At 33.6% G+C, this 23422-nt stretch carries 9 protein-coding genes and 2 pseudogenes; 9 read left to right on the top strand and 2 right to left on the bottom strand.

All coding sequences use genetic code 11. From position 1 onward, the window contains the following. The first annotated feature begins 15 nt into the window (after positions 1-15). The 5 genes and pseudogenes from B5P40_RS01385 to B5P40_RS01405 all read left to right on the top strand — a co-directional run bounded on the left by B5P40_RS01385 (position 16) and on the right by B5P40_RS01405 (position 18463). Positions 16-3183, top strand: a complete 3168-nt coding sequence (locus B5P40_RS01385) for a cyclic peptide export ABC transporter (RefSeq protein ID WP_002189238.1) — start codon at positions 16-18, stop codon at positions 3181-3183. After that, positions 3167-15406, top strand: coding sequence for a non-ribosomal peptide synthetase (locus B5P40_RS01390; RefSeq protein ID WP_113708778.1), 12240 nt, complete (start codon positions 3167-3169; stop codon positions 15404-15406). Before B5P40_RS01385 ends, B5P40_RS01390 begins: the two co-directional genes overlap by 17 nt. Before the next feature lie 229 nt (positions 15407-15635). Next, positions 15636-15831, top strand: a pseudogene (locus B5P40_RS33270) (VOC family protein); the annotation flags it as partial. 326 nt (positions 15832-16157) lie between these two features. After that, complete coding sequence (locus B5P40_RS01400) at positions 16158-17807, top strand: copper resistance CopC/CopD family protein (protein WP_002189244.1); 1650 nt, start codon at positions 16158-16160, stop codon at positions 17805-17807. Positions 17808-17842: 35 nt separating this feature from the next. Then, complete coding sequence (locus B5P40_RS01405) at positions 17843-18463, top strand: YcnI family copper-binding membrane protein (protein ID WP_113708730.1); 621 nt, start codon at positions 17843-17845, stop codon at positions 18461-18463. Between the two features lie 118 nt (positions 18464-18581). Here B5P40_RS01405 and B5P40_RS01410 read toward each other — a convergent pair. Then, positions 18582-19357: pseudogene (locus B5P40_RS01410) on the bottom strand (alpha/beta fold hydrolase). A gap of 185 nt (positions 19358-19542) precedes the next feature. Further along, positions 19543-20448, bottom strand: a complete 906-nt coding sequence (locus tag B5P40_RS01415; RefSeq protein ID WP_002086216.1) for a DMT family transporter — start codon at positions 20446-20448, stop codon at positions 19543-19545. A 97-nt stretch (positions 20449-20545) separates the two neighbouring features. Here B5P40_RS01415 and B5P40_RS01420 point away from each other — a divergent pair, with 97 nt between their 5' ends. The 4 genes from B5P40_RS01420 to B5P40_RS01435 all read left to right on the top strand — a co-directional run bounded on the left by B5P40_RS01420 (position 20546) and on the right by B5P40_RS01435 (position 23396). Then, positions 20546-21415, top strand: a complete 870-nt coding sequence (locus B5P40_RS01420) for a LysR family transcriptional regulator (protein WP_002012297.1) — start codon at positions 20546-20548, stop codon at positions 21413-21415. 119 nt (positions 21416-21534) lie between these two features. Further along, positions 21535-21966 (top strand): Rrf2 family transcriptional regulator, encoded by a 432-nt coding sequence (locus B5P40_RS01425; protein ID WP_113708731.1) that lies wholly within the window; start codon positions 21535-21537, stop codon positions 21964-21966. A gap of 103 nt (positions 21967-22069) precedes the next feature. Next, complete coding sequence (locus B5P40_RS01430; RefSeq protein WP_113708732.1) at positions 22070-22720, top strand: DsbA family oxidoreductase; 651 nt, start codon at positions 22070-22072, stop codon at positions 22718-22720. 73 nt (positions 22721-22793) lie between these two features. After that, the gene (locus tag B5P40_RS01435) at positions 22794-23396 is read left to right on the top strand and encodes a nitroreductase family protein (RefSeq protein WP_002189256.1); all 603 of its coding nucleotides are present in this window, start codon (positions 22794-22796) and stop codon (positions 23394-23396) included. The last annotated feature ends 26 nt before the right edge of the window (positions 23397-23422 follow it).

Here is a 23422-nt window from a genome sequence, read left to right on the forward strand (position 1 = left end):
AGGAGTCATTCAATCATGATGAGAGTAAAAATTGTTTTGATTACCCTTGTAATATTATTAAATGTACAGATGCTATTTGGGATTCAAATAGCAAATGCAGAGAATGATAGAATGTTTACGGAAAACGATAAAGAACAACTAGACTCGCTTATAAAAAAACAAATGCAAGAAGCCAAAATTCCTGGAATGTCAGTGATAGTAGTCAAAGGTGATCAAGCTGTATATAAAAAAAGTTTTGGCTATTCAAATCTTGAGACAAAGCAACGTGTAACGGAAAAAACATTATTTGAAATCGGTTCGAATAGTAAGGCGTTTACAGCTCTCGCAATATATCAACTTGTTCAAAAGGGGTTAATTGATTTAAAGGACCCTGTTAGCAAATATTTGCAGTGGTTTCAAATGATATATGAAGGTAATTATAAAGGACAACAACTTAATAAAAATGTTGAAATAACTCTTGAACAGCTTTTATATCATACGAGTGGGATCCCTTTTCATACCATTGGGGACATACCTATCTCAAATGACAATGATGCGTTGGAAAATACAGTTAGAGAAATATTAAATCAAAAATTGGAGACATATCCAGGAGAGCAATTCAATTATGCCAGTATTAACTACGATATTCTAGGATTAGTTATACAAAAAGTTACCAATCAATCTTTTGAACAATACGTTCAGAATAATATATTAAACCAATTTAATATGGGTAATACTTTTTTGTTTAGAAAAGATGTCGCTAAATATGATATGTCAAAGGGATATAAAATAGGTTTTTTAAAGCCTATAGAGTTTAATGCACCTATTTATCGAGGAAATACACCCGCAGGTTATTTTATCTCAAATAATGAAGACATGGAAAAGTGGCTTCGTATGCAGCTTGGGATATATGGACTAAGTGATGATCACCAAAAGGCAATTTATAGTACACATATACCAAACAGATCAGTTCCACCATCTGAGGATGGCTCTTCTTATGCCGGAGGGTGGCAAGTTTTTCAAAATGGTCCTGGTGAAATATCACATGCAGGAAGTAATCCGAATTTCTCCTCTTTCGTTGTATTTCATCCTCAAGAGAAGTTAGGAGTTGCGGTGATGGCTAACATGAACTCCGATTACACTCAAAATATTGGCCAGGCTATTATGGACACACTTGTGGGGGAGAGTGTGGTGACAAACGGTAAAGATACGTATAAGAGTATTGATGCCTTTTCTGTTACTGTACTTTTGTTTATGGTTCCTTTTTCAATTATTACTCTATACTTCATTTTCATAGTTATGATTCAGGTGTATAAGAAAAAAAGGAAGTTGGAAAAAAATAAATTTAAAAGTATTTGTATTCCCTTTATAACGTTTCTGTTTGCGTTCTTAGCTGGGTATGCCCTTTATAAAATTCCATTTGTATTTTTCGGGAGACTTTCTTGGGATTTTGTTAATGTTTGGTTACCTATCAGTATGAGTTTTGCGGTATGGGCTACTTTAATTAGTATTGTACTGTTCTGCCTATATTTATCTTTAATAACTGTTTTTCCTTTGCATAATAAGAAAAATTTTTTTCCGATTTTTGTGTTGAGTGTAACCAGTGGTTTTGGAAATGCGATGATTATTTTTATTATTAATGAAGCTTTAACTAGAAGTAATTATTCAAGCAACAATAGTTTGTTTTTATATTTTTTGCTAGGAATTATTACTTATGTATTAGCGCAAAAATTGGTACGGACGCAGTTGATTACCATTACGAATAATCTGATTTATGAAAAAAGGATCCAGTTAATTAACGATATATTAAAAAATCCTTATGAAAAAATTGAAAAAATAGAGTCAGAAAGAATTCAAACCACCTTAAATAATGATACAGAAGCTATCAGTAATTATGCTGCCACCATAATTACTGGTTTGACTGATTCAATTACACTTTTATGTTGTTTGGTTTATTTGGGAGTAATTAATGTTTATGGACTGCTTGTTTCTATTGCAGTTATTTTGGTTGCAGCAGGTATGTATTATGTAGCTGGAAAATCAGCTAATAATCTTTGGGAACAAACAAGAAACATCCAAAACACTTTTTTTAGATATATAAACGATCTCATTGGCGGTTATAAAGAGTTAAGCATAGGAAAGTCAAAACGAGAAGAGTTTGGACAAGGGATGCAAGAGAGCTGTGAGGATTATAAGGATAAGCGGATTCAAGGTGGTCTTAAGTTTGCTAATGTTTTTATTATTGGTGAATTGCTGTTTGTTATGGTAATTGGGGCTGTTACATTTTTATTTCCGCTTTTATTTAAAGGGGTACAGAGTGAGTTTTTAAGAAGCTATGTTTTTGTTTTTCTTTATATGACAGGACCTCTACATAGTATACTCAATACTATCCCTAATGCGATTCAAATGAAAATTAGTTGGAAGAGAATAAATGATTTTTCAAGGTATTTAAAAACCGAAACTAATAAGACAGACGTAAACAGTACTTTGATACCTCAAAGTAAAATAAACATGGAGATTAAAGAGGTAGTATATCAATACGAAAGTGAACATGGAGAACCTTTTCAAGTTGGGCCAATTAATTTTGAACTTAAATCAGGAGAGGTTGTATTTATAACCGGTGGCAATGGTAGTGGTAAATCAACTCTTGCTAAACTAATTACAGGTTTGTATTCTGCAAATAGCGGAAACATATTTGTTAACAATCAAGAAATAAATCAGGAACAGTTAAGAGAGCTATATTCCGCAATATTTAGTGATTTTTATTTGTTTACAAAAGTCTATGGTATTGACTATAGCTCAAAGGAAGAAGAAATAAAAAAATATTTGAAAATATTACGTATCGATGAAAAAGTACAAATTCAAAATGGAGAATTTAGTACAACTAAACTTTCAACAGGACAACGAAAAAGACTAGCACTATTAATTAGCTATTTAGAGGATAAATCTATTTATCTATTTGATGAATGGGCGGCAGATCAAGACCCTGAATTTAGACATTTTTTCTATACAGAACTATTGGCTGAATTAAAGGAAAAAGGAAAAGCTATCATTGCTATTACTCATGATGATAGGTACTTTCATATCGCGGATAAAGTTATCAAGATGGAAAGAGGAGAAATTATAGAAAATATGAAGAAGCATAATTATTTAGATTCATTTGATTGTCTCAAGGAGGAGCTCAATGATGATAAAATTGGATAAACAAAATTTGGAAGATATTCTTGGTTTAACACCAATACAGGAAGGGTTGTTATTTCACTACTTAAAAAATCCTCAAAGTGATGAGTATTTTGAACAGATATGTTTGGGGATTTTAGGTAGAGTTGATGCAGGATTGTTTACGAAAGCTTGGGACGCGGTTGTCCAAACAAATGAGCAGTTACGTACACTATTTCGTTGGGAAAAAGTGAAAACTCCTGTTCAAATAGTATTGAAAGAACATACCCCTCATATTAAAATAATTGATCTTACACACAAGAGTCAAAGTGAAAAAAATATTTTACTAGAAGAGATAAAAGTTAAAGATCGTGAAAAAAAGTTTAATCTTCGAGAAATACCATTCAGGGTTACTTTGTGCATATTAGCAGAAGAAAGACATGAAATGATTATAAGTAATCATCATATTATATATGATGGCTGGAGTAATGGAATTATTTTAAAAGAATTCCTAAACGCATATCGATGCCTTAGTGAATCAGAAACTTACAATCTGCCTACTAAAAAAAAATATAAAGATTTTATTAAATATATTCAAAAACAGGATAAAGAAGGGCAGAAAGTATTTTGGCAAGAGTATTTAAAAGGATTTAACTCGCAAAATAGATTGGAAGTAACAAAAAAGAAACATAAATCAATTCGAAAAGATCATCAGTATCGTATTCAATTTTCAAGGGATAAGTTGGAAGGATTTGCGAAGGGAAATGAAGTTACTCTTGCCGCCCTTGTTTATAGTTTATGGGGAATTGTGCTACAAAAGAATCATAATATCGATGACATTATTTTTGGCGCAACTATTTCGGGTAGAGCAGGAACATTTAATGGGATTGAAGAAATGGTAGGCCTATTTATAAATACAGTTCCATTAAGAGTTAAAAAGGATTCTGGCGAAACATCTATAGAACTTATCAAAAAGTTAAATAAGACATTGCAGGATTGGGAATTGTATGGGACATCATCTTTAGTAGATATAAAAAAATATAGTGAATTGGATACGGAAATCGACCTTTTTGATACTATTGTTGTTTTTGAAAACTACCCTTTAGATCAGACGATACTGACAAACAAAAATAGAATCGCTTTGAACTCATATTCCACCTTTGAAATGACTAATTATGGCTTATCTATTAGTATAAGTTTGCACAAAGATATTGAGATATGTTTCAGTTACAACGAACAATTATATGAATCATCTAAAATTGAGCGTTTAGCTCAGCATTTTACTATAATTGCAGAAGCAATCATAAAAAATCCTCATAAAAAAATAGAAGAGATTGATATCGTATCTATTGAAGAGAAAAAACAAATCCTTTTGGAATTTAATAATACTCGTAAAACATATTCACATCAGTTGACGATTAGTCAGTTGTTTGAGCAACAAGCGATGAAAACCCCGGATAATGTTGCGATTGTATATAAAAATAGGACTATGACTTATGAAGAATTAAATGACATATCCAATAACTTATCAAATGAACTGCTTAGAAAAGGAGTGAAAAAGGGTGAGATTATTGGAATCATGACGGATCCATCAATTGAAATGCTAATAGGGATAATTGCTATTTTAAAAGTCGGAGCTGCATACTTGCCAATTGATCCAGAATATCCAGAGTCAAGGAAAATGTATATGATACAGGATAGTCAAACAAAGTTCATATTGACCAGTAAGGATGTAATTAATAAAAACGACTATGTAATTGGAAAATTCAACAATGATTGTATTTTTATATTGGATAATAGTAGAAAAATTTCGGGTGAGACTCTTCTACCAAAAGTAAACCTTAGTCCGAATGATTTATTTACGGTTTTGTATACTTCAGGTACTACAGGAAAACCTAAAGGTGTAATGATAGAAAATCGAAATGTTGTTAATCTTGTTCAGTGGTTTGGAAAAACATTTAATATAACGGAAAAAACAAATCTATTACAACTAACAAATTATGTGTTTGATCCGAGTATTGAGGATTTTTTCGGTACATTACTTTATGGAGCGACATTACATATAGCCGAAAAGAATTTAATTTTAAATAAGGAGCATTTTTGTGATTATGTTGATCAACATGAAATTCATATTATTAATTTCATACCGACTGTATTAAAAGAATTATTATGTCATGATCGCAAATTGCAGAGTTTACACACAGTTATTTCAGGTGGAGAAAGACTAGAAGAATCATTAAAAGATGCACTGATTGATAGAGGATATAAATTATATAATAATTATGGTCCAGCAGAAACGACAGTGGATGCTTTAAGTGTTGAATGTTCAGAAAATACCGTCTCTTTAGGACGGCCGATTTCAAATGTTAGATGTTATATATTAGATAAAGATAAAAATATTAGTCCAATAGGTGTTCCTGGTGAGTTGTATATTGCTGGAGACGGTGTAGGAAGAGGGTATTTGAATCTACCAGAATTTACAAATGAAAAGTTTATGAATGATCCCTTTAATCCAAATGATCGTATGTATAAAACAGGGGACTTAGGAAGATGGCTTCCAAACGGAGAAATCGAGTTTCTTGGAAGAGAGGATCATCAGGTGAAAATCAGAGGGTATCGGATTGAACTTTCAGAAATTCATAATTTAATATTAAAAAGGAACTACATTGAAGATGTTGCTGTAATTGATTGGGAAATTAATAATGGGAAAAAAGTTATCTGTGCATATATCGTTTCCCATGTTCAGGTTAACATGGAGGAACTTAAGGGATTTTTAGCAAAAGAATTACCAGATTATATGCTTCCGTCATACTATATTCAGCTAGAGAGTCTGCCCTTAACTTCCATAGGAAAGCTTGATCGAAGGAACTTACCGGCTCCTCAAATTCATACTTATAAAGGTTACGTTGCTCCAAAAAATAAAGTTCAAGAAGAACTAGTAGAGGTATGGTCTGCAGTATTGGGTCTACATCAGGGGGAGATTGGTATACATGATAACTTCTTCGAGTTGGGAGGAGACTCAATTTTAAGTATTCAAATAGTAGGTAAAGCGCTTCAAAAGGGTATAGAGATTACCGTGAGTCAGATGTTTGAGAACCAAACGATAGCAGAACTGGCGGATTGTATTGCAGATATTAAAGAAAGCTATAGTGAAGATCAAATAGAAGAACCTGAGACTGGAGAAGTGCTTCTTACACCGATTCAAAAGTGGTTTTTTGAGCAAGATTTGGAAAATTATCATCATTGGAATCAATCTGTGCTATTGGAAACACGAGCAGGTATAAATCCGAATTTGTTGCATGAAAGTTTTCGTATACTTACAAATTATCATGATAGTTTTAGGCTCCGTTATTATCAAAGGGCTGGAGAATGGATTCAAGTTTATTCAGAGTCCGATGAGAATGTGTTATTTGAATTACATGATTTTAATAATAGTCATATGCATGAAATTTTATCAAAATTGCAGTATGAATTAAACATTACAGATGGGCCATTAATTAAAGTTGCATATTTTGATTCTGGGGATCAGGAAAAAGGAAGGTTGTTTATAACAGTACATCATCTTGTAATAGACGGATATTCATGGCGACTTATGCTGGACACTCTACAGATGATATATGAACAGCTTACAAATAGTGGCTCTGTTCAACTTCCAGTGAAAGGCCTCTCTTTTAAAAAATGGTCTGAGCATCTCTATGAATATGCTTATTCCAATCAATTAAAAGATGAACTTGCTTTTTGGAAGAACAATGTCCCTTCTTCTGTAAATACTATACCTATTGACATGGAAGGGGGGAGAAATGATGAAAACTCTGCTCGTACACTTTCTTTTATGTTGACGGAGAAAGAAACAAAGTATTTACTGCATGACACGTATCAATTATTTAAAATGAGAATTGATGATATTCTGCTTTCCGCACTTTCTAGTACATTAGCAAATTGGAGTGGTGAAACACTAGTTGATTTGGAGGGCCATGGTAGGAATCCTTTGTTAAAAGAGTACGACACTTCAAGAACTGTAGGATGGTTTACTTGTGTATATCCTATTGTTATGGGCGACATTGAAAAAGAGAAGGGCATAGCAGAAATATTGAAGCAAGTAAAAGAGCGGTATCGTGCTATACCAAATGGTGGAATTGGTTATGAAATTTTATATTACTTAGCAGAGAAAGAGATGCGAGGGCAAATTTCGTCTAGGAAAAGGGGACAAATAAGCTTTAATTATTTAGGACAGTTCGAACAAGCAATTAAAAAACAGCAGTTATTTAATATATCGGATGTGAATACAGGACCAACCCGTGATTTGAATGGAATTAGAAGTCACTTGCTTGAAATTGAATGTATGATCGTTGATAAAAAATTATGTGTAGAATGGAAATATAGTGCGAATAGTCATTTGGTTGAAACCATTCAAGGCTTGGTAAAGGACTTTGTCAACAATTTGAAGAATATAATTGACCACTGTCAAACAAAAGAAGGTACATATTTGACGCCTTCAGATTTCCCACTTGTCTCCATAGATCAAAAGAAAATTGATGAATGGATTGAGGTATATAAAAATATAGAAGATATATACATGCTTTCACCTGTACAACAAAGTATGGTTTTTCATCATATCTATTCACCAAAATCGTCAGTAACTGTGGAGCAAACAATATTTTCAATAAAATCAAAACTAGATATTGAGATATTTGAAAAGGCTTGGCAAAAACTTTTAGATAGACATGAAAGTTTAAGAACATCATATCATTGGGAAGGGCTAGAAGAACCTGTACAGATTGTTCATAAATATCTAAAAATTCCTTTTCAAGTTTTAGATTGGACAAATTTTTCGAAATCTGAAGGATTGCAAAAGTTAGAACAACTTATTGAGGAAGATCGTAAGAAGGGATTCGACCTTTCAAAACCACCACTTATGAGAATTTTGGTCATTAAGCAAGAAGAGTATGCCTATGATGTAGTATGGACGCATCATCACCTTCAGTTAGATGGTTGGTGTAATAGCATCCTCTTTAAGGAACTGGGTCAGTGTTATGAAGCATTATGTGTTGACGAAAAGATAACATTTGGACATGTATATTCATTTAAAGATTATATCGACTGGTTACGTAGGCAAGACAAGAAGAAAGCGGAACAATTTTGGAGAACCGAGTTAGATGGATTTAAAACACCTATACGATTCAATAATATTTTTCCTGCAAAAAATTCAAATCAGTTATCTGCTTTTGGAGATGTAGTATACGAAGTATCTGAAGACAAACAGCAGATAATTCAAGACTTTACTAGAAAGAATCGGATTACACTAAATACTATGATTCAGGGGGCTTGGGCAATTCTTTTAAATCGCTACTCCCAAGAAACAGATATTATTTTTGGGGTAACTTCATCAGGGCGTCCGGCTGAGTTAGAAGGTTCGGATTCAATAATTGGTTGCTTTATGAATACTCTTCCTTTTAGGGTAAAGATAAATAAAAATGTAAATTTGATTAAATGGCTTAAAGATGTACAACTGAAGCAGGTTGAAATGCGTCAATATGAATATACCTCACTCGTTGATATAAGAAGTTGGATTGATATGCCAAGAAGCTCTGCCTTATATGATTTGTATGAGAGTATTGTAATTGTTGAAAACTATCCATTCGATGTGAAATTGAAAGACGGAATTGGTTCATTACAAGTGAAATCAGTACGTATAGATGAACAAATGGATTATCCTTTGGTTGTTTATTGTAATCTACAACCAAAGCTTCAATTGAAGCTACTATTCAATAGTTCCTTTTTAAATGAAACAGAAGCAAATCAGATACTTTCACATTTAATCAATATTTTGTGGGAAATGCTTGTTAGCGAAGATGGTAAGTTAGAGAATATCTCAATGATTTCCGAAAAAGAACTTACACATATTTTAAGTGATAATAATTCTACTTCATTGGATTATCCTAAGAATCAATGTTTTCAGGATTTATTTACTGATCAAGTAAAATTAAATTTAAACAAACCTGCTGTTATACAGGGGAATGAAAGTTTATCTTACACAGAATTAGATATACTTTCAAACCAGTTAGCGCATAAGCTCATTAAATTAGGGGTAGGGCCTGAAATACCTGTGGGAGTGTATGTTGAACGTTCACCTAAAATGATTGTAGGAATTTTAGCTGTTTTAAAAGCTGGTGGAGCTTTTCTACCTATAGATATGGATTATCCTGGCGAAAGAATAAATTTGATGTTGAAAGATGCCCAAGTACCTATATTACTCACCCAAAATAATTTACAGTCGAAGATTAGAGATTATCAGGGGCATACCGTTTGTCTTGATATAGAATGGGATTCAGTGCTCGAAGAACCAAAAAACCAACCGAGTGTTAGAATTGAACCCCAGAATTTGGCATATATCATCTATACTTCGGGTTCTACTGGTCGACCAAAAGGTGTAATGATGTCTCATGAAGCAGTTGTAAGCCACTCCATTGATATTTGCAAACGTTATGAGCTGACACCGGAGGATCGTGTTCTTCAGTTTTCTTCGATAAGTTTTGATATTTCACTTGAACAGATTTTTACAACACTAGCTGCAGGAAGTTCTCTTGTTTTGCGTGATAAGAATATATGGACTCCTTATCAGTTTTCTCAGAAATGTGTTGAACTTGGACTCTCAGTTGTTAATCTGCCTACAAATTATTGGGGCGAAATTGTACAAGAATGGTATACAAGACCAGAAATAATTCCAGATAGTAACCTCAGACTCGTCATAGTTGGTGGGGAACAAATGCCAGCGGAGAAAGTAGGGATGTGGGAACAGTTACCTTTAGAAGATATTATTTTGTTAAATGCATATGGACCTGCTGAAACGGCGATGACAAGTACTTTATATGAAGTGTCTGGAAAAAGAACTAAAAGTGCCGACTTAAAAGTTATTCCCGTGGGAAAACCACTTGCTAACAGGCGCATTTATATCCTTGATGAGAACATGCACCCTTTGCCGATTGGAGTGAAGGGGGAAATATTCATAGGTGGCATACCTTTAGCTAGAGGTTATATTAACAATTCTAAGTTGACGAAGGATAAGTTTATTCGAGATCCGTATTATCATAATTATGGAAAAATGCTTTATAAAACAGGAGATATGGGGAAATTACTTTGCGATGGTAACATTGAGGTTCTGGGGCGGAAGGATGACCAAACAAAAATACGAGGGCATCGAATTGATATAGGAGAAATTGAAGTTGTTTTAAACAAATGTGATAACATAAAAAACTCTATAGTTGCCGTGAAGAATGGAGTAGCAAATGATAAGTATCTTGTTGCATTCTATGATTCCCCCTCACATGGTACAAATAATCAATGCAGTATAAGGGGTTTTTTGCGGAAGAAACTTCCTGAATATATGATTCCTTCTTATTTTATTCAACTAGGAAGCCTTCCGCTCAGTCCGAATGGAAAAATTGATCGGAAGTCCCTAGAAAATATGGAGATTAAAGTAGAGTTTGATGAAGAGTATCAAAAACCTTATAATACGATACAACAAAAACTTGTAAGTATTTGGAGAAAGATACTGGGAACTGATGGTGTAGGCATTAATCATCATTTCTTTGAAATTGGGGGACAATCATTAAAAGCAATAACACTTGTTTCTGAAATTCATAGGGAATTTGAAGTTGAACTTCCACTAGGAAATATATTTACATTTCCTACTATTAAGGAATTGGCTGTAATCATTGAAGAAATGATGGGGAAAAAAGAAACATATGAAGCGATTCGTCTAGCACCACCACAGGAGTATTATGAAGTCTCTCCAGCACAAAAAAGTATGTATATTGTTAGTCAATTGAATGGTGCATCTACAAACTATAATATTACCGGAGCAGTATTTCTTGAAGGGGAAGTTAATATAGTACAGATAGAAAAGGCATTGCAAGCTTTAATTAATCGCCATGAAAGCTTGCGAACATCATTTAAACAAGTACAAGGGAAAATAGTTCAAAAAATCCAACAGAATCCTGAATGGAATCTGCAACACTTGTATGCAGATGAACAAAATTTTGAGAGTGTTGTTGAAACATTTATTAGACCATTTGATTTAGAGAAAGGGCCCTTGTTCAGAGCAGCAATTGTGGAGGTGCTACCATCATCGAAATATTTGCTTGTTTATGATATGCACCATATTATATCCGATGGTTTATCAATGGGAATTTTAATTAGAGAGTTTGCATCTCTTTATCAAAAAAATAATTTGCCAGACGTAAGAATTCAATACAAAGATTTTTCAAACTGGCAAAACAAAATGATAGAATCCGGGAACTGGAAACTAAAAGAACTGTACTGGCTTGAAATATTTTCAAAAGAAATACCATTACTCAATTTACCAACTGATTATCCAAGATTAGATGAGCCAATGTTTGAAGGTGATGTAGTTCAATTTAATTTGGATGCATATTATACATCTAAATTAAATGAAATCTCAAGCCAAAAAGGAGCTACTCTGTACTCATTATTACTTTCGGCATTCAATATACTATTGTTTAAATATAGCGGACAAGAAGACATTATAATTGGAAGCCCGGTAGCAGGAAGACTGAATTCTGAATTAGAAAATGTGGTAGGTATGTTTGTTAATACACTTGCGCTCAGAAATTATCCTACTTCAGAGAAACGGTTTGAGGATTTTTTGAAAGAAGTTGCAAGCCACACACTTCAAGCTCTCGAACATCAGGAATATTCATTTGAGATGCTCGTTGATAAGCTACAATTGCGAAAAAATGTGAATCGTCATCCTCTGTTTGATGTGATGTTTGCTTTTGAAAATGTTGATGCAGTAAGGGCGGAAATAGGTGATTTTGAAATTAAACCGTACGAGTATACGAATCGTACATCTAAATTTGATTTAGAGCTGAAAGTAACTGAGCAGGATGGACAACTTCGTTTTATATTTGAATATAGTACAGGTTTGTTCCGTAAAGAGACGATAGAACGAATGGTGGAACATTTCGTTAAAATTATTGATACTATCATAGAGGACATTACTATTCCAATTGAGGAAATTGATCTAGTAACCATGAAAGAAAAAAATAGAATAGGTGTTTTTAATAATACTGATACTTTGTATCCAGAAGAAAAAACGATTAAACGTATATTTGAAGAACTGGTGGAAAAACATCCGAATCGTACTGCTGTAGTGTTTGGACAGAGAACAATAACTTATAAGGAATTAAATGATAAAGCAAATCAATTAGCTAAACACTTGATTAAGAAGGGGGCAGGAAGTGATACAGTAATCGCTTTATTAGCTGAGCCTTCTATTGAAATGATCATTGGACTATGGAGTATTATTAAAAGCGGGGCAATTTATTTACCTCTTGATCCGGAGTTTCCATTAGAACGAATAAATAGCATGATTGAAGACAGTGATACAATTCTTCTTTTGACCCAGTCTCACTTAGTAACTTCTAATGATTTTACTTGTGAGGTTATGGAATTGGAAGATAAGAGCTTATTTTTTGAATGTCCTTCAAATATAGAGGAAAGAAGTACAGTTGATAATCCAATATATATTATTTATACATCTGGTACCACTGGGCTCCCAAAAGGGGTACCGATTAAGAATCAAAGCTTGGTAAATTATATTTCATGGTTCACACGAGAAGCAAGTATAACGTATAGGGATAAAACACTACTATTATCTTCCTTTGCATTTGATTTAGGATATACAAGTTTGTATACAGCTTTATTAAATGGGGGTGAGTTACATTTAGTTCCAAAAGAACATTATATGCTCCCAGAAACCCTTATCACATATTTGAAAGAGAAAAAGATAAGTTATATAAAACTGACTCCTTCACTATTTAATTATTTAGTTAACCATCGTATGGTTGAAGATTATGAGAATTGCATGGCGCTAAGGTTAATCGTATTGGGCGGTGAAGAAGTGAAGTCAGCTGATATTAGTAAGTTTAATAGGGTGTATCCGCAAACTGTAATTATGAATCACTATGGACCTACAGAAACTACTATTGGCGCTCTATTTCACAAATTTAATGCTACTGATTTTGACCTTGTATCCAAGGGAACGGTTATTGGAAAACCAGTAGATAACACGAAAATATTCATTTTGGATAGAGGTCAAAAACTTGTTCCACTTGGAATGGCTGGTGAAATTTGTATTGGGGGAGTAGGAGTGACAGAAGGTTATTTGAATCAAATTGATTTAAATAGCGAAAAGTTTATTACGGTTTCACCTTTGGGACATGAAAAAATCAAACTCTATAGAACGGGAGACTTAGGGAGGCTCACATGCCATCAAGAAGTAGAATTTCTCGGAAGAATTGACAATCAATTAAAAATTCGAGGATATAGAGTGGAGTTAGAAGAAATAAATTCAGTACTGTTGCAACACGATATGATACTTGATGCAATCGTTGTTCCAAAAAAAGATAAAGAAAATAATAATATACTATGTGCTTATATTGTGTTGAAAGAGAATGAGAATGGGTGGGGAATAAGGGAATACCTTTCAAGTAAGATTCCTTACTACATGATGCCCTCTATCTTTATTAAGTTAGATAGAATTCCTTTGACTCCAAATGGTAAGCTAAATGTTAAAGCACTCCCAGAAATTAAGGATGAATTATTGATAAAAACTAATTATGAACTGCCTGAGGATCCAATTGAAAAAACTGTTGCACAAATGTGGGAAGAAACTCTTAATGTTAAGCAAATTAGTATGAATGACTCGTTTTTTGAAATGGGTGGAAACTCATTGTCGTTAATGCTTTTAATGGCAGAAATTCACAAAAAGTTTAGTGTAGATATATCGTTAAGAGAAGCGTTTAAAGCACCAACAGTAAGAGGTATAAGTAAGCATATAAAGAAAAGATCTGAAAGTAAGTATGTGTCATTACAACCTGTGGAAAAGTGCGAATATTACGACCTTTCTTCAGCTCAGAAAAGGATATATACACTACAACAGATGGAAGGGATTGGAACTAGTTACAATATGCCAAGAGCAACCTTACTAGAAGGTGAAATCAATCTGGATAAATTGGAAAAAGCTTTTTGTGAGATTGTAAAGAGACATGAGGCATTTCAAACATCTATTGAAGTAGTAGATGGTGTGCCCAAACAACGAATTCAGGGAGAAGTGGATATAGAAATTAGTTATTCTGTTTTAGATGAACATTTATGTTCTAATCCATCAAGTAAGCTGAATGTCGAACTGGAAAATATAATTGATGAATTTATTGAACCTTTTGACTTAAGTAAAGCCCCTTTAGTAAGAGTTAAGATCATTCGCTTAAGTAGCCATAAACATGTGCTCTTAACAGATATGCACCATTTGATTTCAGATGGATATTCAGTCAATATTTTACTGCAGGAGTTATCAGAATTATATCAAGGAAAACTGTTACAGGAAAACCCTATTCAATATAAAGAATTCGTTTATTGGCAGAATGAGTTTTTAAAGACAAGTGCTGCAAGTATACAAGAAAAATATTGGTTAGATGTACTTTCAGGGGATCTTCCAGTATTAGATATGCCTACGGATTTTCCTAGAGCAATTATACAAAGCTTTGAAGGAAATAGTTTTATTTTTGAAGGAGGAAATGAATTAAAGCAACGTTTAGACAATTTATGTTTAGAAACAGATACGACATTGTACATGATTTTGTCTGCAGCTTATAGTATTTTGTTATCAAAATGTTCCTCGCAGCACGATATAATTGTAGGAATGCCTATTTTAGGGCGGACACATTCTGATTTGAAAAATATCATTGGTATGTTTGCAAATACTATTGCAATTAGAAGTTTCCCTATTGAGAAAAAAAACTTTACGGAATTTTTGTCAGAGATTAAAGAACAGTTAATTAAAGCGTATGATAATCAAGATTACCAGTTTGATATGATTATTGATAAGTTAAAAATTAAGAGAGACTTAGGGAGAAACCCTATATTTTCTACAATGTTAGCTTTTCAAGAATCTCAAATCAATGAAAGTATAATGGGGAATTTGAAAATGACGCCTGTTCAATATAGAAATAAAATTTCGAAATTTGATTTAACCTTATTTGTAGAAAAAGGAAAAAAAGAGTTGTTTTTTGAATTTGAATATGCAAGTAGTTTGTATAGAATGGAAACTATAAAAAAATTAGCGGAGAATTTTTTAGGTATCTTAGACACGATTAGTTCAAATAAAGAAATAAAATTAGAAAATATTGAGATTGAAGGGTTAGTAATCGAGAATACAGAAATTGAAAATGTCAAATTTAATTTTTAAGATAGATAAGATATTGGTTATTGAGGCTATTCCTAATATGATACTTTAGGAATAGCCGTTTCATATAAATGCATTCTTTAAATATCTATAAAAAATAAAAGGATATATTGTATAGAAAAGGTTAGCTTTTAATTATAATTAAAACGATGATATAGAAGTGGCGATATAAAGGGAGTTCTCTATCATGGAGAGACTTAAAGAAGTGTTTCATTTTGTTTAGGATAGCGGTATCGTAGTTCATGATCTAGATAGTTATACGTTTTTACGAAAAGGTTTGGTAAGGAACAGTAATAGAGCGTTACGTAAGTGAGGTGCTAGGTGTGGAAGGAGAAGCAGCCATTCTTGAAGTGGATGGTGATAGAATTGAATTACTTACACCAACGAATACTATAACTTCTCCAATGGCACGATTTATAAATAAAAAGGTGTTACGTAATAACGTAACACCTTTTTATTTATGTATTTCACATTTTCTTCACAAATGATTCACGAGAACTTTTCTTCTTAGGAAACTTACATAAATATATTTTATGATATAATAACAATCGACTTTAAAAATGTAAGTTGTTTTAATTAAAGTAGCTGCTATTATATTAGAAGTTTAAAGGTGGGGAGAAAGAAAGCGTCATGTTGTATAAAAAAATACTTAATCAGGTTAATATTTCGTCAGGAAATCAAACTAGGAAGTATAAAGTAATGAAAGTGTAGCGAGAAAGAAGAAAGAAGAAAGAAGAAAGAAGAAAGAAGTGAAATGATTGTGAAAGTAATACGAAGGTTAGGGGCATGGCTATTAATAGCGTGCGTGTTTATCATATTGATACCAAAAAGCGCATCTGCTCATGCGTATGTTGTGAAATCAAATCCTGCTGAAAATGAAACGTTAAAGAAAGCACCATCTGTTGTGAAAATTGAATTCGATGAGGACATACAAGTTTCAAGTTTTAATACATTGTTCGTAAGAGACACCTCAGGTAAAAGAGTAGATTTAAAAGATGCACATATTGATAAGAAAAACAAAAAAATATTAGAGGCTGGGTTAAAAGAGAATCTCAAAAATGGTCTTTACTCTATTCAGTGGAAAGCTATTTCAGCTGATGGACATCCGATTCAAGGAGTTATTCCATTCCGTATTGGATTAGCAGAAGCGGGAACAGATGATATACAAGTAGAAGAGATGGGCTATGTTCCCCAAATCGATATGATTATGGAACGCGGAATTTTATATACAAGTTTTTCTCTATTTATCGGTGTTCTATTATTTAATCTTATCCTTTATAAAGGAAGTGCAAGTCAAGTTCAGTCGAGGAGTAAGAAAATAATATGGATATCATTATTTGGGATATTCATTAGTTTACTTTTCAATTTACCGTTGCAAGCGAAAATAAATGCTGATGTTTCATGGCTAGAAGCATTCGATCCTTTATTATTAAAAGAAACATTACAGCTATCTGTTTTTGGTTATGTATGGATCACTCAAATGGCTCTTATTAGTACACTTATGATTGTTACATATTTTGCAGTGAAGAGTGAGAGGGTTTCGTCGTTTAAAGTATGGAGCATTCCAATTGTATTATTTATGGGGTTACTGGTTATGAAAGCCTTCAATAGTCATGCATATGGATTAAAGTTTAAAGAAATTGCTGTCGTTATGGACTTTCTACATTTATTCGCAGCTTCGTTATGGATTGGGGGGCTATCATCGATTGTTCTTCTTTTACGTAAAGAGGATGACAAGTGGACTATGTATTGGGATGCGATTAAGCGTTTTTCACCATGGGCAACAGGTACTGTCATAGTGATTTTATTAACGGGTCTTTTTAACAGTACATTTTTTATTCCCACAATCCATTCCCTATTTGATACGAAGTATGGATTGGCCTTATTAGCAAAGATACTTTTATTCGTGTGTATGGGGATATTGGGAATTATTCATTATGTGAAAGGGAGAATGCGAGCGCAGCAAAGGTTAGGAGCTACGGTGAAAGTAGAGTTTATCATTGGAATTATCGTTTTCGTAATCGTAGCGTTTATGACAAATGTACAAACGCCGCCGATGCCTCCTACGGGACCTTTTACAGAGAGTAAACAATTAGATAATGGATATGAACTTACTTTACATGTAAGTCCTAATAAGGTAGGACAGAATACATTTCATATTACTTTGAAGGATGAGAATGGACAGCCTGTTACTGATATGGAACAAATTGTATTGACGACTCAATCTTTAGATATGAATATGGGCAAAGGTTCATTTAAAGTTTCGGCAGTGTCACCGGGAGAATATGAAGCGGAAGGTATGTATATTAACATGATAGGAAACTGGAATATACAAGTTCACGGATTAACAAAATCTCTTGATAGTTTCGATGCGGATTATAAATTTATTGTAGGTGGCAGATAAAAAAGACGTTATAAATGAAAAGGAGTTTATAGAAAATGAAACGTATAAAAAAATTAGGAACAACAATGATCGCAACAATAATTGCAATGGGGATTTTTTCGTTACCTGTTAGTGCTCACGTAACTGTGAAACCAGCAACTTCTGACGTTGGCTCTTGGGAGACTTATACAATAAAGGTACCTGTTGAAAAGAATATGGCAACAACAAAAGTCACACTGAAAATACCGTCTGGATTCGAGTTTCAACAGTACGAGCCAGTGCCAGGGTGGAAAGTGGAAGAACAAAAAGATGCAGCTGGAAAAGTTAAAACTGTAATATGGGAAGCAACAGGAGAAGGGATTTTACCTGGTCAGTTCCAACGATTTACTTTCGTTGCTAAAAATCCAGATAAAGAGCAACAAATAGCTTGGAATGCATATCAACAATATAAAGATGGAGAAATTGTTGAATGGACAGGCGATGAGAAAGCTGAGAAGCCCCATTCACTTACTACGATTGCAAAAGGTACATCATTAACAGGAGAACATGGTGAAGTATCTAGTGTGGAAAAAAATGAAGGTACAAGTAATATGCAAACAATAGCAATTGTTTTATCAGTTTTAGCGATTGTATCTTCCGTAGGTACGTGTGTTTTTGTAATACGTCGTAAAAAGTAGGTAACATTGAAAGGTCTCATTGAAAGTAATGAGACCTTTGTTAATAAAATTTTGAGATTAAGCAGCTTCGAGGGGGATTAGAGCTACAAATACAACATGGTTTATTAAGATAAGGAACTCAATTGACTGTCATTACTTCTTCTGGTAGTTTATCATGCTTAAGCCAGTTTTCAATTAAAGTATTAAATAGTTTGGGATTTGCTAAAGGGATTCCATGACCGATTTTAGGAATGATAATACCTGTGCAATTAGGATTGCTTTCAAGGATTGCAGTCATCGAGTCTTTCATGATTCTTTTTTCGTTTTCTCCAACAGTCACTAATATATTGCTACTAGCATTCTCGAAACCTTTTGGTATTGTAAACGACATATTTTCTTCTAATATCCTCACAAATGTATTTTTACTTATTTGACAACTTTCATGATAATAGTTATCAAATTGTGTTTCATCTATGCACATTGATTTTGCTTGTATTTTGGAAAACGTCTTACTCTTTATAAGTGGATAGGTAAGCCAAGGGATCTTATTAATGTTTTAGCGAAAGGAATTAGTTTAACTAATGCGCTATTTATCATAGCGTATTGAATTAAGTTTGGTTTCATGCTGAGCATTGCAATTAATATTTGAGCACCTAACGAAAAACCGATTACTATAACAGTTTTACCTTGTCCTTTTTCTTCAATTAGTTCAATGATTTTTTTAGAACAAAAGTGTATTGAGAAATGATCCTTACTTCTGTTCTTCCCTTGCTCGGGTAAATCAGGAACAAGGCAGTGAAAGTTAGTGAAATGTTTAATTTGTTTGTCCCACATCCATCCACTGACTCCGCCCCCATGAATAAAAACCATAAGTGGAGAGCTTGAATCTCCAAATTCTTTATACTGTAAAACCATATAATTCCCCCTTATGATTAGAATTGTTAGTCCATACATATGTATTAGAGATAATATTTTCTACTTAATTATCATCATACAATAAAAAAGAAAAATTTTCCTTTTGCTAAGATGTTAAGTGACTGTACTGATAAAATGGTAAAAAAGAAAGAGCCTACAAGTGGTAGACTCTTTCTCATATCTATTTATTTCACTTCAACTTGCTGCCTTACAGCAAGTGCTTTCGGCTTTATATTTACAAAACAAATGCTTACGATAATAAATAAAAGTCCGATGAATAAGCTAATTGTAATGGCCTCATGTAAGAAAATTGAACTTACAATAATAGCGATCAGTGGGATAAGGAACGTATAAGCCCCAACTTTACTTGCCTCACCAGCTCCTACAAGTGTAAAGTAAGCGAGCCATCCCATTGCAATAACAAAGAACGAGATGAATAGTAGTACACTTACAAATGGTATACTCCAAGCGATGTTAGACCAGCTCTCAAATTCTGAACCAAATCCGATTAAGCAAAGTCCGCCAATAATAAGCTGAAGTGTTACCATCCAAATGGCATTAACGCGGTGTCCAGTTTTCTTAATAAATACTGTGCCGAGTGCCCAGCCGATAGCGCACCCTAAAGCAAGTAGTACACCGATAATAGAAATATGTCCAGTTAAACTACTAGAGCTAATAACCCCAACACCAATAAATCCAAGAATAAGTCCGAAAATTTTCAAGCCGTACATAGATTCTTCAAGCCAAATCCATGAGAAAATGCCGAGTAAGACAGGTTGGAGAAATACGATTGCGGAGAAGAGTCCGGCGGGCATATACTGAAGTCCGACAGTTTGTAGTCCGTAAAACAAAATAATATTGAGTAAAGATGAAATAAAGTATAAATGCCAAGTTTCCTTTAAATTTAATTGTTTGTATTTCGGTAATGCGAAAGTAAGTAAGATAAATCCTCCTATTAATGTTCTAATCCCTGCAAAGAGTACGGGTGGTGTGTAATGCAGAGCGAATTTTGATAACGGCCAATTAATTCCCCACATAATAACGAGAAATGTAAGGATTATGGCAGTCTTAGTTCGAGAAAGCTGTGTCACTGTAATCCCTCCTTGTTGTATTCCATTTCACTATGATATGATATCGACTATGATAAATAAAATGAATCTTTTTTATAAGGAGTATAAGTGATTAGTTATGACCATTACACAACTTCAAGTTTTAATTAAAACGGTTGAATTAGGGAGTTTTACGAAGGCTGCCGGGATGTTAAATATGACACAGCCAGCTGTAAGTCATGCGATTTCAAGCATTGAGTCAGAGTTAGGAGTTACCATTCTTATACGCGATAAACGAAAAGGGCTAATCGTTACGGATGTTGGAAATAGAATTCTTGTACATATTAGAGAAATCTTAAACGGCGTTGAGAAGATTGAACAAGAAGTAGCGATGGAGAAAGGGCACGAAGTTGGGACGATTCGAATTGGGAGTTTTCCGAGTGCTTCTGCACATTTCTTACCCAAAATGATAAATCTTTTTAAGGAGAAGTATCCGAACTTAGAAGTCGTTCTTTGTGAAGGCACGATTAAAGAAGTTGAAGATTGGTTAGTATCGAGGGTTGTTGATATAGGAATTGTTATTTTGCCTAATAAAGATATGGAGATCGTGCCCTTAACGAAGGGGAAAATGGTTGTTGTCTTAAGAGAGGATCATCCTCTTTGTAAGAACGATTCTATTACAATAGGTGATTTAGAGAATGAACCGATCATATTATGTAAGGGTGGGTACGAACCACCCATTATCGATATGTTTAAACAAGCGAACGTACCACTTCGGGCTGAATATATAATTTCCACAGTTACAACAGCTTTAAATATGATTCAAGAAGGATTAGGAATCGCAATTTTGGCTGAGTTATCTTTAACGAGTTTACCAAAGAATATACAAACGAGAGAATTGGAACCACAAGTATGGAGAGAAATTGCTTTAGCTGTTCCTTCATTAAAGGATTCTTCAATCGCTGTGCAGCTATTTATTGAAGAATTTCAAGACTTGTTTGCAGAATAAGAAGAGGTGTCTCATATATTGTAATGGGGCACTTTTTTATTTGCTTTAAAAAATTTGTAAAAAGGATTGACTTATATTCCGGTTGTAACTATAATGATTACATCGAGGTGGTGATCACGATGAAAATTAGTAGCCGCTTTTCTATAGCTGTTCATATTTTATCTATTTTGAAAAACAATCCATCTTCAGTTTGCACTTCAGACTATATGGCCGAGAGTGTAAATATAAATCCGGTAGTCATTCGTAAAATAATGTCTTACTTGAAACAATCTGGATTTGTTTACGTAAATCGCGGACCAGGTGGCGCGGGATTATTAAAGGATTTACATGAAATCACATTATTAGATGTGTATCATGCAGTGAATGTAGTGGAAGAAGACAAACTATTTCACATTCATGAAAGACCGAATCCAGACTGTCCAATTGGGGCGAATATTCAAGCTGTTTTAGAGGTTATTTTAGTTCAGGCGCAATCTGCGATGGAAGAAGTGTTGAGAAATATTACGATGGGGCAGTTATTTGAATCTTTACAACAAAAAATGAAAGCATAATATGATAATTGCAAGTCTCTAAAAGAGAATGCATATTTTTTTCTTAAAATTGTAACCGTTTTGGTTACATCTAAAAATAAAAAGAAGGTAAGGTGTAAAAGATATGACTGTAAAAATGAAAGTATACTCAGATTTTATATGCCCGTTTTGCTTTTTAGCAAAAGGCCCATTAGATGAAGTAGCGAAAGAGAAAGATGTGGAAATCGAATGGATGCCATTTGAATTGCGTCCAAGTCCATATTCTAAAATAGATCCTTGGAACGAGCCAGATAAGTTAGGTTCATGGGATTCTTTCATTCTTCCTACTGCAAAAAAATTAGGGGTTGAACTGCGTCTGCCACGCGTTTCTCCGCATCCATATACACATTTAGCTTTTGAAGGGTGCCAATTCGCGAAAGAGCGTGGACTTGGAAATGAGTATCATCACCGAGTATTTACTGCGTTTTTCCAAGAAGAGCAAAACATTGAAGATATTGATGTATTAACGAAATTAGCGGTAGAAGTAGGGCTTCCTGAAGCTGAATTTAAAGATGCTTTAGTAAATCGTAAATATAAAGAAAAACATCAAGAAGCAATTCAGCATGCATATGATGAAGCAAATATTATGGCTGTTCCAACTGTCATGATTGGAGATGAAGTCATTCAAGGACTTGCTAGTAAAGAAACGTTACAAAGAGTAATTGATAAAGAAATCGAAAAGGATAAAACAAATTCATTTGAAGGTATGCAATGTAAGACGGATGGATATTGCTAATTCGTCTTGCATGAAAGAATCAAGTTGATTTGTTTAAATAAAAATAATAAAACATATATTTGGAGGAATTAAAATGTCAGCAACTACAACAAATTTAAAAGAAGCAATCGTGAACCGTCGTTCAATTCGTAAAGTAACAAAAAGTGCTACAATAACAAAAGAAAGAATTGAAGAAGTTTTAAAAACAGCTTTACACGCACCAACTTCTTTCAATATGCAAAGTGGCCGTATGGTCGTATTAATGGATGGAGAGCATGAAAAGTTTTGGGATATCGTAAAAGAAACACTTAGATCACGCGTGCCAGCAGAAAATTTTGAAGCAACAGTAGAAAGACTAAAAGGCTTCCATGCAGGTGTAGGAACAGTTCTATTCTTTGAAGATCAAGCAACAGTAGAAAAAATGCAAGCAAATGCACCATTGTATAAAGATCAGTTCCCATTCTGGTCTCATCAAGGAAATGCAATGCTACAACATACTGTATGGATGCTATTATCGGCTGAAGGAATTGGAGCGTCCTTACAACATTACAATCCAATCGTAGATGCTGAAGTGAAAGCAACTTGGAACATTCCAGCAGAGTGGAGCTTAGTAGGACAAATGCCATTTGGTGAACCAAATGAAGAGCCAGGAGAAAGAACATTCTTACCTACTGAAGATATAGTGAAATTTTATTAAAAAATACAATTCAAAATCAAAATTAA

The sequence above is a fragment of the Bacillus sp. SRB_8 genome, from assembly GCF_003264205.1.
GTDB lineage: Bacteria > Bacillota > Bacilli > Bacillales > Bacillaceae_G > Bacillus_A > Bacillus_A mycoides.

Bases quoted from the DNA above. Each gene is read 5' to 3' on its own strand.
- B5P40_RS01385 (WP_002189238.1), top strand. From the start codon at position 16: ATGATGAGAGTAAAAATTGTTTTGATTACCCTTGTAATATTATTAAAT.
- B5P40_RS01390 (WP_113708778.1), top strand. From the start codon at position 3,167: ATGATAAAATTGGATAAACAAAATTTGGAAGATATTCTTGGTTTAACA.
- B5P40_RS01400 (WP_002189244.1), top strand. From the start codon at position 16,158: ATGATTGTGAAAGTAATACGAAGGTTAGGGGCATGGCTATTAATAGCG.
- B5P40_RS01405 (WP_113708730.1), top strand. From the start codon at position 17,843: ATGAAACGTATAAAAAAATTAGGAACAACAATGATCGCAACAATAATT.
- B5P40_RS01420 (WP_002012297.1), top strand. From the start codon at position 20,546: ATGACCATTACACAACTTCAAGTTTTAATTAAAACGGTTGAATTAGGG.
- B5P40_RS01425 (WP_113708731.1), top strand. From the start codon at position 21,535: ATGAAAATTAGTAGCCGCTTTTCTATAGCTGTTCATATTTTATCTATT.
- B5P40_RS01430 (WP_113708732.1), top strand. From the start codon at position 22,070: ATGACTGTAAAAATGAAAGTATACTCAGATTTTATATGCCCGTTTTGC.
- B5P40_RS01435 (WP_002189256.1), top strand. From the start codon at position 22,794: ATGTCAGCAACTACAACAAATTTAAAAGAAGCAATCGTGAACCGTCGT.